Here is a 14,614-nt window from a genome sequence, read left to right on the forward strand (position 1 = left end):
AGCCGCCGGATGACGCTGGTTGGCTCGGCGACGGGGCCGGGGCTTGTTGCTGAGGTGGCGGACCGTCCGCGGTCCTCGCTTCGGCCTGCTGCTGGGGCGCCGGGCTGTCGGCCGCTGCCCTGACCTCCGGCGGACGTTCTGCCTGCTGGACGTGGTCGGCACTCGGGCGCGGGCCGTCGGACTGCCGAGGCTCGACCGGCTGGCGTTCCGGCTCCTGACCAGGTGCACTGTCCGCGCGCTGCTCGGGCTCGCGGCGCGCCTCCGGCTCGGGCGACGGTTCCCGCGAAGGTGCCTCGCCCCGCGCCTCGGGTCCGGACGAAGGTGCTTCACCCCGTGACTCCGGCCCGGAAGACGCCTCCCGCCGCGACTCCGGCTCAGACGATGGTTCCTGACCTCGCGACTCGAGCTCGGACGACGGCTCCCGCGACGGTTCCTGACCTCGCGACTCCGGCTCGGAAGACGCCTCGCCTCGCGACTCGGACGACGGCTCCCGTGAAGGCTCCTCACCCCGCGACTCAGGCTCGCTCCGCGACTCAGGCTCCGAAGACGAACTCCGCTCCTCATCCGAACCAGCCCCAGACCGTGACTCACCGGGCTCACCAGGCTCACCAGGCTCACCGGACCCACCCGGATCCCGGGGAATGTTCGCCTCGTGAACCGAGTGCATCTGCTCCTTGGCGCCCCCGACGGCACCCCCCACAGCCCCGCTGGAAGCCCCGGTCAGCAGCTGCTCCGGCGTCAACGACCCCAGATCGCCGGTAACCGCAGCCTGCCCAACGGTCTGCGCAACCCCCTCGACAGCCCCACGAGCCCCAGCCCGCATTGCCGCGTCCGCGACCTGCCCGCCGGCGCTGTGCGAAAGCCCCTCGGTCGCCCCGCGCCCGATCGAGCCGGATGCCGCGCCGACGACGCCGCCGACCGCGCCGGAGATCGCCGCGTCCGAAGTCTTCGACCAGTCCCAGCTCTGGCGATCGCCCTTGGCCATCTGCAGGCCCTGGATGCCGGCGTCCATCCCGAGGTTGATGGCCTCGTTCTTGAGGATCTCCATGCCGATCTTCTTGAGACCCTGCTTGAGCAGCTTCTCCAGCAGCTCCTTCGCGACCTGCTTGAACCCCTGCTGCGCCAGCTTCTCGAGCAGCTGCCGGAACAGCATCTGCACGGTCATCCGGGTGGCCACCTGCGCCGGCGCGATGCCCGCCGTCGAGCCGCCGAACGTCACCGCCGCCGCCGCGATCATCGCCGCGATCTGGGCGGCCAGCACGATCAGCGAGATGATGATCATGTACTTCGTGTACTCGACGTCCAGTGCCGTCTGGTCGCACGAATCCCCGAGGGCCTTCGTCGCGTCGGTCAGCTGCTTGAAGTACGCCTCGTCGCCCTCGACGAACTTCTTCCACTGCTCCACGAACGCGTCGGCGCCGTCGCCGGTCCAGTTGTCGCGGATGCCTGACGCCGCCTGGTTACCGGCCTCGGCTGCCGGGGCGATCGCCGAAGACGCCGTGTGCCACGCGTCGCGCAGGGCGCGCAGCTTGGTCTCGTCGCCCTCCGGCCAGCTCTCCCCGACGACGATCGGCAGCAGCCACTTGACCGCGTCGGGCATCTCCATACCCACGGGTCATTGCCCCTTGCCGAGCTGCGAACTCACGTCTTCGTCGGCACCCGACAGCGCCTTCATCGACTTGGCGACGTTCTGCTGCATACCGCGCAACCCCTGCACGAGGTTGGCGAATCCTTCGACGGCGCCCTGCGAACCGGGCACGTAGTCCTTCGCGAACTCCTTGCCGGAGTCGTCGTCGCCCCAGCACGCGCCCTGCGCGTCGAGGGCGCCCTGCAACGCCTTCAGTGCGCCGTCGAGCCCGTCCGCCGCCGTGGTCAGGCCGTTCGACGCGGACAGGACGGCCTCGGGTTCCGCGGTGAACCCGGAGCCCCCTTCGGGCATCAGTCGCCCCTCGTCATCCAGGACGACGGTGGCTCCTCGTCCTCGTCACGAGGCGGGCGGACGCGCTTGGGCGCGGGCTTCGGAGCGGGCATCGGTGGCGGCACGGCGTCGTTGCGCAGGATCGACCCGGCGTCTTCGAACGACTCGGGCCGCGGCGCCGGAGCTTCTTCCTCGGCGAGCTCGGCGAACTCGGGGATCGGCGGCACGAGCCCGGCCAGCGACGGCGCGCCCTCGACGAGGTCCGCGAGGTCGGGCAGTCCCTCGGTGATCGGCGCCATGAGGTCCGCGATCTTCTGCTTGACCTGCAGCGATCCCTGACGCACCACCGTCTGCACGGTGTTCGCGAGCTGGGCGGGGGTCGTGCGTTCGAACGCGTTCGGCGCGAACTCGAGCTTCGCGAGGCTGCCGCCGGCGTCGATGGTGGCACGGACCAGCCCGTCGGGGGAGCTCACCTGAGCGGTGGTTTCGGCGGCCGCGGTCTGGGCGTCACGCAGCTGCGCGGTCTGCCGCTCGAAGTTCTCCAGGAGGGTGTCCATCTGGTCTTTCATCGCGGCATTGCGTGCTTCGAGCCGTGCACGGTCGTCGCCCGCGGTGGTCACAGGTGCCCCCGGTGTCCCTCGAACCTACTAATGACTTGCCGTCACCCTAATGCCAATGGAGCAGTGGCCGTGACCGGTTCGGGTGTTTGCCTCAGCGAATCGTGCGGCGCCGGGCGACCAGGTACCCGGCCCCGCCGACGAAGTAGCAGACGGTCGCGGCGATCAGCAGGCCCGGCGCGTGGCCGTCGTCCGGCACGACGAGCGCGCCGAGCGAAACCGCCGCCACCTGCGTGATGTTGAAGAGCGTGTCGTACAGCGCGAACACCCGGCCGCGGGCTTCGTCGGCGACGTCGAGCTGGATCGACGAATCGACGCTGAGCTTCAGCACCTGCCCGGCCCCGGTGATGACGAACGACGCGAGCAGCGCCAGCGGCAGCACCATCGGCAGGCCCAGCGCGGACTGCGCGATCGCGGCGAGCAGCAGCGCGCCCAAGACCGCGCGGAGCCGGCCGAAGACGCGGAGCAGCCGCGCGGTCAGCAGCCCGGCGACGAGGATCCCGGCGCCGGCGAGCGCGGCCATCTGCCCGAGCCCGGGCAAGCCGGCGCGGAAGATCCCGTGGTCGGTGAAGTAGTTCCGCATCATCAGCACGGTGACCAGCAGCGACACCCCGAACGACGCCCGATGCGCGAACAGCGCGACGAACCCGGCGGTGACGCTGGGCGCTCGCCACGCGTGGCGAGCGCCGTCGGCCAGCCCGCGCGCGACGGCCAGGAGCGGGTTCGGCGGCTCGTCGACGACCGTCGGCCCGAGCACCCCGCGCGCGAAACCGCGGGCGATGAACGCCGAAACGAGGGTGCCGAGCACCGCGAACACCGTGGTCTCGGCCGATCCGAGGTCGTTGCTGCCGAACAGCGCCCGCAGGCCGATCGCGCAGCCGCCGCCGATGACCGCCATGAACGAGCCGAGCGTCGTGGCGAAGGCGTTCGCCGTCACGACGCTCTCTTCTTCCACGACGTGCGGCAGCGACGCCGAAAGCCCGGAGCCGATGAAGCGCGAGATCCCTTCCGCGGCCAGGGCCAGCGAAAAGAGGCCCAATCCGCCGAACCCGAAGCCGACGGCGGCGGCCGACGCGACGATCGCCAGGCCGCGCAGGAGGTTCGCGAAGATCAGGACTTTTCGGCGATCCCAGCGGTCCAGCAGGGCCCCGGCGAACGGTCCGACGACGGAGTACGGCAGCAGCAGCGCGGCGAACCCGCCGGCGATGGCCAGCGGATCGGCGGCGCGCTCGGGGTTGAACAGCACGGCTCCGGCGAGGCCGGCGCGGAAGACGCCGTCACCCCAGCTGGCGGCGAAGCGGGTGAAGAGGAGACGGCGGAAGTCCGGGTCTTTGAGCAGCTCCCGGGGGCCTTTTCGCGTGCTTGCCACGCCGGAGCTGATCGTCACGGAGCCAGCGTAGTGGGTGGCCGACGCACTGAGGTCGCCTCTCGGCGGCTATGCGCAGTGTGGCTCCTGCCGGACGGTATTCCACAAAGGCGGTTCTTCAGTGAGCCCGGGGGACACGGAGTGCGCCGACCAATGTTTCAAACGAGGCGGATGAGGCGATTGTTCCCGAGCCGAAGTAATTCGCCGCGCCGGGAGTGGGATCATGGGTCGCGTGCCAGCGGACGCCGAGGTTGAACCGGGAACGCTCCTGGTCGCCGCCCCCAGGATGGTCGACCCCAACTTCCGGCGGACCGTCGTGTTCGTCATCGATCACCGCGACGAAGGCACGCTCGGCGTGGTCCTGAACCGGCCGAGCGACGTCGCGGTGCACGATGTGCTGCCCAACTGGGGCGGGCACGTGGCCGAGCCGCAGGCGGTGTTCGTCGGCGGGCCGGTCGAGAAGAAGACGGCGCTGTGCCTGGCCGCGCTGCGCACCGGCGAGACGGCGGCGAGCGTGCCGGGCGTGATCGCCGTCCGCGGACCGGTGGCGCTGGTCGACCTGGACACCGATCCCGAAGTGCTGGTGCCGAAGGTCCGCGGCGTGCGCGTCTTCGCCGGGTACGCGGGCTGGGACTCGGGGCAGCTGGCGAACGAGATCGAGCGCGACGACTGGGTCATCGTGCCCGCGCTGCCGAGCGACATCCTGGCCTCGCCCAGTGGTGACCTGTGGAGCCAGGTGCTGCGCCGCCAGGGTGTCCCGCTGGCGCTGCTGGCCACCCACCCGGGTGACCTGCAAAGAAACTAGCTCATTTAAAAGCTAGGCGTCTTCCTTCTTGAAGACCCCGCAGCCGCCGGCGCCGCACGCGCAGCCGCTGCAGCCGGCCGGGGCCGCCGGAGCCGGCGCGGGGACGGTCAGCGCGGCCCGGTTGCCGAGCACGCCACCCCCCATGACCAGCAGGAGCATGGCGAGCACGCCGGCGAGTGCGGCGGAGATCAGGCCGCCGGTCGTCGGCATCGCGAGCCCGGCCAGCCCGGTGAGCACGGAGATCGCGCCGCCGGCCATGGTCGGCAGCCCCGCGACGCGGTTGGCCAGCTTGAACGCCTCTTCGCTGCGCAACGCGGCCTGCGTGCGTACGCCGGTACCGCTTTCGCGCGCCAAGCGCTCGCGGAACCCGAGGAACCCACCAAAGCCGACGAGCAGACCCAGCACGACCGGAACCAGCGCGATAGCGAACACGAGGTCAAGGATAAGCGTGACGTCCCGGCAACCTGCCGGATACCCTGACCGACTGTGCTACAGGCCATGTCACCCCGTGTACTGCCCACCGTGTTGGCCCTTGCCCTGATCGGGGGTTTGGCCGCCGCAGCGCCCGCCAACGCCACCGAGAGTCACGAGCGGCCCATCCGGCTGCTCGGCGAGAAGATCGTCCCGAACTCCCTGCAGTTCCAGGGCACGCTCGTCGGCGGCTTGTCCAGCATCGACTACGACTCCCGGACCGGCGGCTACGCCCTGATCTGCGACGACCGGTCCGCGATCAACCCGGCCCGCTTCTACACGGCGACGTTCCCGGTCACCGCGAAGGGCGTCGGCGACGTCACCATCACCGGCACCGATCCACTGCTCCGCCCCGACGGGACGCCGTACCCGCCGCTCACGCAGAACGACCCGTCGAAGCCGCAGAACGAGCAGACGGTCGACCCCGAAGAGCTGCGGATCGACCCGTGGAGCGGCGGCTACTACTGGTCGCAGGAGGGTGAGCGCACCGGCACGACGTTGATCGACCCGTCGATCCGCGAGGCGCGCCGCGACGGAAAATACGTCCGCGACCTGCCGATCCCCGCGAACGAGAAGATGACGCCGACGGCCGGGCCGCGGCAGAACCTGGTCCTCGAAGGCATCACCTTCACCGGGTTCGGCTCGCTGCTGGCCAGCGAGGTCGAGGGTCCGCTGCTGCAGGACGGCCCGGAGCCGACGACGACCACCGGCGCGCTCTCGCGGATCACGCTCCAGTCGCGGTTCGGGCCGGTCCTGGCGCAGTTCGCCTACCCGCAGGAGCCGCTGTTCGCCGCGCCGGTGCCGTCGACGGCGTTCGCCACGACCGGCGTCTCCTCGATGCTGGCCGTCGACCAGGCCGACCCGACGAAGTTCCTGATGATGGAACGCTCGTTCAGCACGGGCGTCGGCAACAAGGTGCGCGTCTACGAGATCGACACGAAGGGCGCGACGAACGTCCTGAACGTGAAGTCCCTCGCCGACGCGAAGCACGTCAAGCCGGTGAAGAAGCGGTTCCTCTTCGACGCCGCCGACCTCGGCTTGTCCACTGTGGACAACATCGAAGGCATGACGTGGGGCCCGAAGCTGCCGAATGGCGAGCGCAGCCTGGTGCTCGTCAGCGACAACAACTTCTCGCCCACCCAGGTCACCCAGTTCTTCGCACTGGCGGTCCCCTCCGAACGGCTTTGACCAGCAAGTTACGATGAAGGTATGAACACGGCTCGGCTGCTCCTTAGCCTGCCGCGCTGACCGGGCCCGGCCCGGCCGGCGCGGCGACCCCTCATGCCCTGGTGGCTGAGGGGTCGAGTTGTTTCTGGAGTAGCTCGAACTCGGAGGAAGACGGCGATGACCGAGACAACAGGGACCGACGTCCCGGCGCACCGCTACACGGCCGCGCTGGCGGGTCAGATCGAGCAGCGCTGGCAGGACCACTGGGCCGACCAGGGGACCTTCCACGCGCCGAACCCGGTCGGGCCGCTCGCGGTCGAGGGGCAGCCGGTCCCCAGCGACAAGCTGTTCGTCCAGGACATGTTCCCGTACCCGTCGGGCTCCGGCCTGCACGTCGGGCACCCGCTGGGCTTCATCAGCACTGACGTCTTCGCGCGCTACCACCGGATGATCGGGCGCAACGTGCTGCACACGATGGGCTTCGACGCGTTCGGCCTGCCGGCCGAGCAGTACGCGGTCCAGACCGGGCAGCACCCGCGCAAGACGACCGAGGAGAACATCCGGACCTACCTGCGCCAGATCCGGCGCCTGGGCCTGGGCCACGACGAACGCCGTCGCATCTCCACGATCGACCCCGAGTACTACCGCTGGACCCAGTGGATCTTCCTGCGGATCTTCAACTCCTGGTACGACACCGACGCGGGCAAGGCGCGGCCGATCGCCGAGCTGGAAGCCGCGTTCGCCGACGGCTCGCGCCCGGTTCCGGGTGAGAAGGACTGGGCGTCGCTGAGCGCCGGCGAGCGCAAGACGGTCATCGACGACCACCGCTTGGTCTACATCTCCGAAGCGCCGGTCAACTGGTGCCCGGGCCTGGGCACGGTCCTGTCGAACGAAGAGGTCACCGCCGACGGCCGCAGCGAGCGCGGCAACTTCCCCGTCTTCCGCCGCAACCTGCGGCAGTGGATGATGCGGATCACCGCGTACGCCGATCGCCTGGTCGACGACCTGGACCTGCTGGACTGGCCGGAGAAGGTCAAGTCCATGCAGCGGAACTGGATCGGCCGCTCGCACGGCGCCCGCGTCACGTTCAAGGCCGGCGAAGACGCGATCGAGGTCTTCACGACCCGTCCCGACACCCTGTTCGGTGCCACCTACATGGTGCTGGCGCCCGAACACCCGCTGGTGGACAAGCTGACCGCGGCCACCTGGCCCGAAGGCGTCGACAAGCGGTGGACCGGCGACGCCGCCACCCCGGCCGACGCCATCAAGGAGTACCGCGTCGCGGCGTCCCGCAAGTCCGAGCTGGACCGGCAGGAGAACAAGGAGAAGACCGGCGTCTTCACCGGCGCGTACGCGACGAACCCGGTCAACGACAAGCAGATCCCGGTCTTCGTCGCCGACTACGTGCTGATGGGCTACGGCACCGGCGCGATCATGGCCGTCCCGGGCCAGGACGTCCGCGACTGGGAGTTCGCCGAGAAGTTCGGGCTGGAGATCATCCGGACCGTGCAGCCGTCCGACGGTTTCGACGCCAAGGCGTTCACCGGCGACGGCCCGGCGATCAACTCGGGCTTCCTGGACGGCATGGACGTCGCCGAGGCGAAGAAGACGATCATCGAGCGCCTGGCCGAGGACGGCACCGGCGTCGGCACCGTGCAGTTCAAGCTGCGCGACTGGCTGTTCTCGCGGCAGCGCTACTGGGGCGAGCCGTTCCCGGTGGTCTACGACGAAGACGGTGAAGTGCACGCCGTCCCGGAGTCGATGCTGCCGATCGAGCTGCCCGAGGTCGCCGACTACTCGCCGGTGACGTTCGACCCCGAGGACCGCGACTCGATGCCGTCGTCCCCGCTGGCCCGCGCGACCGACTGGGTCGAGGTCGAGCTGGACCTGGGCAACGGCCCGAAGACCTACCGCCGCGACATCAACACGATGCCGAACTGGGCGGGTTCGTGCTGGTACCAGCTGCGGTACGTGGACCCGACGAACGCGGAGTCGTTCTGCGCGCCGGAAAACGAGGCGTACTGGATGGGCCCGCGCGCCGCCGAGCACGGCGCGGACGACACCGGCGGCGTAGACCTGTACGTCGGCGGCGTCGAGCACGCGGTGCTGCACCTGCTGTACTCGCGGTTCTGGCACAAGGTGCTGTTCGACCTGGGCCACGTGACGTCCAAGGAGCCGTACCGGAAGCTGTTCAACCAGGGCTACATCGAGGCGTACGCGTACACGGACGCCCGCGGCGTCTACGTCCCGGCCGAGCAGGTCGAGGAGCGCGACGGCAAGTACTTCTTCAACGACGAAGAGGTCAGCCAGGAGTACGGCAAGATGGGCAAGAGCCTGAAGAACGTCGTCACGCCGGACGAGATGGCCGACAACTACGGCGCCGACACGTTCCGGTTCTACGAGATGGCGATGGGCCCGCTGGCCATGTCGCGCCCGTGGGCGACCAAGGACGTCGTGGGCGCGCACCGGTTCCTGCAGCGGCTGTGGCGCCTGGTCGTCGACGAGACGACCGGCGAGCTGCGAGTGTCCACTGAGGACGCTTCGGAGGCGGATCGCAAGGCGCTGCACCGGACCATCGCGGGCGTCCGCGAGGACTACGCGGAGATGCGGTTCAACACGGCCGGCGCGAAGCTGATCGAGCTGAACAACCACGTCACCAAGGTGTACGGCGCGGCCGCGTCGACGCCGCGCGAGCTGGCCGAGCCGCTGGTGCTGATGCTGGCGCCGCTGGCCCCGCACCTGGCCGAGGAGCTGTGGCACCGGCTGGGCCACGCGGACTCGCTGGTGCAGGGCCCGTTCCCGGTGGTGGACGAGAAGTACCTGGTGGAGGCCTCGGTCGAATACCCGATCCAGGTCAACGGCAAGGTCCGCTCGCGCGTCACCGTGCCGGCGAACGCGTCAGCCGACGCGGTCCAGGCGGCGGCGCTGGCGGACGAGAAGGTCGCGGCGATGGTCGGCGACGGTGCGCCGCGCAAGGTGATCGTGGTGCCGGGGCGGCTGGTCAACATCGTCTTGTAGTGCCACGGCGGAAAGCCGCCGGTGCTGCGCGGGCGTTCCCGATTTGATTGAACGGTCAAGGAAATCCGTTCGATCGAAGGAGAACCGGGATGACCCTAGACGGCAAGGTGGCGCTGGTGACGGGCGGCAGCCGCGGCATCGGCGCGGCCACGGCACTGCGGCTCGCCGAGGACGGCGCGGACGTCGCGCTGACGTACCAGCACAACGGCGCGCGGGCGGCCGAGGTGGTCGACAAGATCAAGGACCTCGGCCGTCGCGCGCTGGCGATCCAGGCGGATTCGGCCGACGCGGACGCGGTGTCGGCGGCCGTCTCGGCGACCGTCGCCGAGTTCGGCCGGCTGGACGTGCTGGTCAACAACGCGGGCGTCGGCTTCGTCGGCCCGCTGGCGGAGACGTCCCTGGAAGACGTCGACCGCGTGCTGGCGGTGAACGTCCGCGGCGTGTTCGCGGTGACGCAGGCCGCGGCCGCGCACCTGGGCGACGGCGGCCGCGTGATCACGATCGGCAGCTGCGTCACGGACCGCGTGCCCGGCCCGGGGATGACGCTGTACGCGACGAGCAAGGCGGCGATGGTCGGCCTGACCAAGGCGCTGGCGCGGGAGCTCGGCCCGCGCGGCATCACGGTCAACCTGGTCCACCCGGGCCCGACGGACACGGACATGAACCCGGCCGACGGCCCGTACGCGGCCGATCAGCGGGCTTTGACCGCGTTCGACCGCTACGGAACGCCGTCGGAAGTCGCCTCGGCGGTGTCCTACCTGGCCGCACCGAGCAGCGCTTACGTGACGGCAGCGGTGCTTTCGGTGGACGGCGGCCACGCGGCCTAGCCGGAGTAGAGCCCGATCTCCCGCGCCAGGTCGATGAGCATGGACTCGAACAGGACGTCCGGCTTGGACATGGGGATCGGGTAGTTGCCGAAGACCTCGAGCGTGACGTGCCCGTAGAGCCGGGCCCAGAACTGGATCATCAGGTACGTCACGCCGAGGTCGATCTTCTCCACCGGCACGTCCTGGTCGGACTCGGCGAGCACGGTGACCAGCGATTCCTGGAACGTCTGCAGGTCGTCGCGCAGCTCGTCGGGCACGCCGCTGGCGGACGGCAGCACGATGTCGGTCCGCGCGAGCACCCGCCCGGCGGCGGCCAGGAAGATGCGTCCGAAGGGCTCGTCGACCCGGCTCAGCGCGGACCCGGCGGCGGACCCGACCCCACCGGTCGGCGACGCGAAGACCAGCGTGAACTCCTTCGTGTGGACGAGCGCCCACCGCCGGAAGCCCTTGCAGATGGCGAACAGTTGCAGCATGCCGTCATCGGGCAGCTCGGCGATGTCCTCCGCGAGCTCGTCGGCCAGATCGGCACAGACGTCCAGCCGCAGGTTCTCGACAAGATCATCCCGCGACTCGTAGTACCGGTAGAGCGCGGGAGCGGTGATCCCCAGCTCCCGCGCGATGGCGCGCAGAGTGACCGCCTCCGGCCCCTGCTCGACGAGCAGCCTCCGGGCGGTCCGCCGGATGTCCTGTTCGGTAGCCGCACGCGCGCGACCCCTCCGGGTGGGGTGGCTCATCCGAACAGTCTAGGTGCTTACTACGACAAGTCTTGCATTAACGCGATCTTCACCGTAACGAAAAGGTGCAGCTCAGGCCCGCGCCTTGAGGTTGGTCAACACGGTGTCGGCCACTTCCGGAGCAGCATCGAAGCAATCCTTGCCTTCGGCCGCGGACTTGTCGCCGAGCGTCAACCCCGTCGAAAACGCCAGCTTGTCGGTCACACCGACGACGATGACACAGGCGCGCTTGTCCTCGGTGTTCGTGTAGGCGACGGCAGGGAATCCTTGGACCGGCTCGAGCGCTTGCCAGCGCGCTGCCTTGGGCTTCACATTCGCGTAAGCCAGCCCGATTCCCTGGTCGGATTCGGTCTGGTAGGCGACTGTGATGCCTGCTCCTGAGCCGGAAGCGCTGCTCCACTGACACATCGGGCCGAGTTCGGTGTCGCTGGGCTTGGCCGGGGTCGACTGCCCGATGAAGTGGGTGATCTGGCTGTTCGTGAGGGCGCTGTCGCACGGGCTGCCATCGAGTGCCGTCGCCGGGAGGGGGCTGGGCACGGTAGGTACGTCGCTGTTCGCCGAAGCGGTACTCGAGGGTGCGGTCGTGGTGCTCGCCGGTGCCTGGGAAGTGCCGTTGCACCCGGAGATCAGCAAACCGCCGGCCATGATCACGGCCGTGGTCGTGATGGATCGCTTCGTCATTCGAAGGCCCCGCTTGTCTTGTTCGTATCGTCTGCCGCTTGCTGGTCGGCCGCCTCGACTATCCCGAGTGCCTTCTGCAGACGCTTGATCAACTCGGACAGATAGTTGTACTGGTAGTCGAGATGGCCCTGGTAGAAGCGTCCGGTCTCGTTCACGCCGTTCGGACCGAGGACGGCATCGGTGCTGGCCGGCTCCTGAGCGGGCGGCGTCGCCTGCGACAGCACTTGCGCGGCGTCGCGTTGCTGCTGGATCGAAATCCGCAAGTCCTTCGCGTTTTTGAGCATCGCCCGCATCTCCGAGCTGCTCATCGCGAACCCCTGCCCACCAGCCGGTCGCGACGCCCCACTCGGCAGGTCCGTCGCCCAAAACCCGATCCCGCTGAAGATCGCGCCCGTCATCGTCCTCCTCCTAACCCGTTCAGCGTCGCGTACAGCACGTCCGTCAGCGCACCTCGGCTCCCCGGCTGGAAACTCACCATCCGCTCCCGCCCCGGGTACACGTACGTCAGCACCCGTCCGGCCCCGGCGATGTCCACCGCGGTGATCGGCGCGCTGCGTGCACCCCGGTTGACCGCGTAACACTGGTGCACGCCGGTCCGCTCGGCCGCCATCAGCCGTCGGGCCCAGGTCAGTGGGTCGCGGTTGTCGGCCGTGGGGTCGCTGAGTTCGTACGACTCCTCCCGGCCCGAGAACCGCGCCTCCGGGATCGACACCGGCGAGATCCGCGCGGGCGGCACCGGTGGCAGCACGTCCACCAGGGATTCCGCGATCCGCGACGGCTCCACGTCGTCGATCCGGATCGTGTCGTCCTTCCGGATCAGCCGCAAAGCCTTGGGGCCGTCGGCCGAGACGAGGACCGCGCCCGACTCCTCCGCCTCGACGTCGCCCAGCCACGCCGTGAACTGGTGGGCGCCCCTCGCCAAGACACGCAGGACGTCGCGGAACTCGCGCGTCAACGTGCCGCCCGCCGCGAGCCGGAGCGACATGAGGACGTCGAGGACCTTCTCGTCCAGCCGCTTGCGGGTCTCGGTGCCGAGCCAGAGGTTGTCCACGCCGAGGACCGCGGGCGGTGGGCCGTGCCGCTCCCACTCCCAAGCGGTGAGCAGAGCGGCCTTGGGCAGGAAGATCACAGCCCGATCACCGGCGGCACGGTCCGTTCGTCGGACCCCCCGAAGATGCTCTCCGGGTCGGCTTCCACCAGGTACGACGCGCGCTGGTGCTCTTCGTCCTCGGACTTGCCGCCCTTGGCGCCGTGGCCCATGCCGCCCATTCCCGGCGAGCCCGGCTTGCCCGCCGCGCCGCCGCGGATCCCGCCGGCCGCGCCCGGGCGTCCTTCGCCCAGCGCTCCGGCTCCGGTGGCCGCGCCGGGTCCGCGGACACCGCTGCCTGCTCCCGACGATGAACCCGGGCCGAAGCCGCCGCCGCCCGGGCCGAAGCTGCCGGGGCCGAAGCCGCCACCGGGCCCGAACCCGCCTCCGGGACCCGAGCCGGGGCCGAACCCACCGCCCGGTCCCGTCCCCGGCGGCTGGTAGCCCGGCGGGTACTGCGTCGACGGCGGCACATAACCCTGCGCGCGGACGCTTTCGTCCACGCCGGGCGTAGGTGTGCCCGGCGGCGGCGTGACCTGCCCCGGGGGCGGCGGCGGGACGACCGGCGGGTGGACCGCCGGCGGCGGCTGCACCTGGGCGCCGATCGACCGGTCGCGGTCGTCGTCGCCCACCCGGGTCCGCTTCTCGGGCGGCTCGACGGGCTTCTTCGGGTCCTGCACCGTGAAGTCGCCGCCGGTGTACTCGCGGAGCTGGCCGTAGTCGATCGTCCGCGCCGCGGTGTTCGTGCCGGACTGCTGCGCGTACGAGCTGTACCGCTCGACGTTCTCCGCGGCCTTCCGGTTGTACTGGTTGATCTTGTCTTCGGTGTCGGTGTCCCACGGCGTCGCGACGTCCCAGGCGCTCCGCGTCGGCGGCTGGTCGGTGACGTCGGGGTGCAGCGAGTTCTTCATCTGGTGGAACTGGTCGATCTGCGCCTGGGACAGCGTCGAGTTGCGGTCCAGGGTCGTGGACGCCGACACCGCCGACGCCGTCAAGGGCTGAAGACGTTCGCGCGCCGCGTCCGAGGCGCCGCCGGTCCACGCGGATTCGAGGCCGGAGGTCAGTTCGCGCGTGCCCTGCTCGAGCCGGCGCTGGTAAGTCGACTGGTCGACGCCCGCCTGGTGCACCTTCTGCAGCGACTCGGTGCCCGGCCCGGTCAGCACGGCCTGGACCAGCTGCGCCGGCGACAACCCGGCGGCCTGCGGGTTGTTCGCCCCGGTACCGGTCTGCGAACCGATGTACGCGCCCGCGACGGCGCCGAGCGGCCCGCCCGCGAGCAGGCCGATGCCCGCGCCGTTCAGGACCTTGCCGAGCCCCTCACCACCCGACTGGACGGCGTGCGCGATCTCCGACCCGACGTGCTTGGCAGCGTCGAGCATGTCGCCGAACAACCCCACCGAACCGCGCTCCCCTCGCGTTCGATCACCCCTCTTGCGTCACGGACAATACCGCACCGGTTACCGTCCGTACGGAGAATCGACCAGGTCAGGGCGGCGCACCTGCCGCCGGACGAGCGGCCGCAGCACCCACATGCACACGACGGCCATGCCGAGCGCGACGAAGAAGTGCACGGCCCAGGCCCCGATCAGCGACGGCCCGCCCCACGAACCGGCGGCCCCGGCCTCGGTCCAGAAGAACCCGAAAGTCCCGATCCGGCCGACCAGGTACCAGACCAGCAGCGCGAGGGGAAAAGCCGCGACGCAGGCGAGGAAACCGCCGCCCCGCGGTTCGGCGCCCAGCCAGCGCAGCGCCAGCCGCCGCCGCACAGTCGGGCCCGCGAGATAGGCAGGCAGGGCGAGAAGCGCGTAGATCGTCCGTTTCCAGTCGGAAATGCTCATGAAAGGCACGCTATGAGCCGCTGAGCAGCACAGACACCCGGTTGGCCGCCCGGACGGGTGGGGAAAACCACGGGGTCTTCGTCAC

Annotated in this window: 15 protein-coding genes; 5 read left to right on the plus strand and 10 right to left on the minus strand. The window is 70.1% G+C overall.

Going from position 1 to position 14,614, the window contains the following annotated elements:
* The first annotated feature begins 652 nt into the window (after positions 1-652).
* Positions 653-1,450, plus strand: coding sequence for a hypothetical protein (locus AB0C38_RS02300; RefSeq protein ID WP_360665173.1), 798 nt, complete (start codon positions 653-655; stop codon positions 1,448-1,450).
* Positions 1,451-1,615: 165 nt separating this feature from the next.
* Here the strand turns inward: AB0C38_RS02300 and AB0C38_RS02305 are convergent, their stop codons facing one another.
* From AB0C38_RS02305 to AB0C38_RS02315, 3 genes are all read right to left on the minus strand, one after another.
* Positions 1,616-1,939, minus strand: a complete 324-nt coding sequence (locus AB0C38_RS02305; RefSeq protein ID WP_360665176.1) for a WXG100 family type VII secretion target — start codon at positions 1,937-1,939, stop codon at positions 1,616-1,618.
* Positions 1,939-2,487 (minus strand): YbaB/EbfC family nucleoid-associated protein, encoded by a 549-nt coding sequence (locus AB0C38_RS02310; RefSeq protein WP_360665179.1) that lies wholly within the window; start codon positions 2,485-2,487, stop codon positions 1,939-1,941. The genes AB0C38_RS02305 and AB0C38_RS02310 overlap by 1 nt, the downstream gene beginning before the upstream one ends.
* A 142-nt stretch (positions 2,488-2,629) precedes the next feature.
* The gene (locus AB0C38_RS02315) at positions 2,630-3,922 is read right to left on the minus strand and encodes an MFS transporter (protein ID WP_360665183.1); all 1,293 of its coding nucleotides are present in this window, start codon (positions 3,920-3,922) and stop codon (positions 2,630-2,632) included.
* Between the two features lie 202 nt (positions 3,923-4,124).
* Here AB0C38_RS02315 and AB0C38_RS02320 point away from each other — a divergent pair, with 202 nt between their 5' ends.
* Positions 4,125-4,706 (plus strand): YqgE/AlgH family protein, encoded by a 582-nt coding sequence (locus AB0C38_RS02320; protein ID WP_360665186.1) that lies wholly within the window; start codon positions 4,125-4,127, stop codon positions 4,704-4,706.
* Positions 4,707-4,718: 12 nt separating this feature from the next.
* On the opposite strand, the gene AB0C38_RS02325 is transcribed toward AB0C38_RS02320, so the two are convergent.
* Complete coding sequence (locus tag AB0C38_RS02325; protein ID WP_360665189.1) at positions 4,719-5,138, minus strand: SdpI family protein; 420 nt, start codon at positions 5,136-5,138, stop codon at positions 4,719-4,721.
* 66 nt (positions 5,139-5,204) lie between these two features.
* Between AB0C38_RS02325 and AB0C38_RS02330 the strand changes: the two genes are divergently transcribed.
* From AB0C38_RS02330 to AB0C38_RS02340, 3 genes are all read left to right on the plus strand, one after another.
* Complete coding sequence (locus tag AB0C38_RS02330; protein ID WP_360665192.1) at positions 5,205-6,365, plus strand: esterase-like activity of phytase family protein; 1,161 nt, start codon at positions 5,205-5,207, stop codon at positions 6,363-6,365.
* A gap of 156 nt (positions 6,366-6,521) precedes the next feature.
* Positions 6,522-9,362, plus strand: coding sequence for a leucine--tRNA ligase (gene leuS, locus AB0C38_RS02335; RefSeq protein WP_360665195.1), 2,841 nt, complete (start codon positions 6,522-6,524; stop codon positions 9,360-9,362).
* Between the two features lie 89 nt (positions 9,363-9,451).
* On the plus strand, positions 9,452-10,189 hold the full coding sequence (locus tag AB0C38_RS02340; protein ID WP_360665198.1) for a 3-oxoacyl-ACP reductase family protein: 738 nt from the start codon (positions 9,452-9,454) through the stop codon (positions 10,187-10,189).
* Here AB0C38_RS02340 and AB0C38_RS02345 read toward each other — a convergent pair.
* From AB0C38_RS02345 to AB0C38_RS02370, 6 genes are all read right to left on the minus strand, one after another.
* Positions 10,186-10,923 carry a TetR/AcrR family transcriptional regulator gene (locus AB0C38_RS02345; protein ID WP_360665201.1) on the minus strand — a complete coding sequence of 246 codons (738 nt, stop codon included), beginning with the start codon at positions 10,921-10,923 and terminating at the stop codon, positions 10,186-10,188. The genes AB0C38_RS02340 and AB0C38_RS02345 overlap by 4 nt on opposite strands.
* A gap of 72 nt (positions 10,924-10,995) precedes the next feature.
* Positions 10,996-11,604, minus strand: coding sequence for a DUF3558 domain-containing protein (locus tag AB0C38_RS02350; RefSeq protein WP_360665204.1), 609 nt, complete (start codon positions 11,602-11,604; stop codon positions 10,996-10,998).
* Positions 11,601-12,002, minus strand: coding sequence for a hypothetical protein (locus AB0C38_RS02355; RefSeq protein WP_360665207.1), 402 nt, complete (start codon positions 12,000-12,002; stop codon positions 11,601-11,603). Before AB0C38_RS02355 ends, AB0C38_RS02350 begins: the two co-directional genes overlap by 4 nt.
* Positions 11,999-12,733: an ESX secretion-associated protein EspG gene (locus tag AB0C38_RS02360; RefSeq protein WP_360665209.1), complete on the minus strand. Its 735-nt coding sequence runs from the start codon at positions 12,731-12,733 to the stop codon at positions 11,999-12,001. Before AB0C38_RS02360 ends, AB0C38_RS02355 begins: the two co-directional genes overlap by 4 nt.
* Entirely contained in the window at positions 12,730-14,088 is a 1,359-nt protein-coding gene (locus tag AB0C38_RS02365; RefSeq protein WP_360665212.1) for a hypothetical protein, read from the minus strand. The genes AB0C38_RS02360 and AB0C38_RS02365 overlap by 4 nt, the downstream gene beginning before the upstream one ends.
* 60 nt (positions 14,089-14,148) lie before the next feature.
* Positions 14,149-14,529: a hypothetical protein gene (locus AB0C38_RS02370; RefSeq protein WP_360665215.1), complete on the minus strand. Its 381-nt coding sequence runs from the start codon at positions 14,527-14,529 to the stop codon at positions 14,149-14,151.
* Between the last annotated feature and the right edge of the window lie 85 nt (positions 14,530-14,614).

The sequence above is a fragment of the Amycolatopsis sp. NPDC048633 genome, assembly GCF_040650695.1.
Classification (GTDB): Bacteria; Actinomycetota; Actinomycetes; order Mycobacteriales; family Pseudonocardiaceae; genus Amycolatopsis.

Bases quoted from the DNA above. Each gene is read 5' to 3' on its own strand.
- AB0C38_RS02345 (WP_360665201.1), bottom strand. From the start codon at position 10,923: ATGAGCCACCCCACCCGGAGGGGTCGCGCGCGTGCGGCTACCGAACAG.
- AB0C38_RS02340 (WP_360665198.1), top strand. From the start codon at position 9,452: ATGACCCTAGACGGCAAGGTGGCGCTGGTGACGGGCGGCAGCCGCGGC.
- AB0C38_RS02370 (WP_360665215.1), bottom strand. From the start codon at position 14,529: ATGAGCATTTCCGACTGGAAACGGACGATCTACGCGCTTCTCGCCCTG.
- leuS (WP_360665195.1), top strand. From the start codon at position 6,522: ATGACCGAGACAACAGGGACCGACGTCCCGGCGCACCGCTACACGGCC.
- AB0C38_RS02310 (WP_360665179.1), bottom strand. From the start codon at position 2,487: ATGAAAGACCAGATGGACACCCTCCTGGAGAACTTCGAGCGGCAGACC.
- AB0C38_RS02330 (WP_360665192.1), top strand. From the start codon at position 5,205: ATGTCACCCCGTGTACTGCCCACCGTGTTGGCCCTTGCCCTGATCGGG.
- AB0C38_RS02320 (WP_360665186.1), top strand. From the start codon at position 4,125: ATGGGTCGCGTGCCAGCGGACGCCGAGGTTGAACCGGGAACGCTCCTG.
- AB0C38_RS02350 (WP_360665204.1), bottom strand. From the start codon at position 11,604: ATGACGAAGCGATCCATCACGACCACGGCCGTGATCATGGCCGGCGGT.
- AB0C38_RS02305 (WP_360665176.1), bottom strand. From the start codon at position 1,939: ATGCCCGAAGGGGGCTCCGGGTTCACCGCGGAACCCGAGGCCGTCCTG.
- AB0C38_RS02355 (WP_360665207.1), bottom strand. From the start codon at position 12,002: ATGACGGGCGCGATCTTCAGCGGGATCGGGTTTTGGGCGACGGACCTG.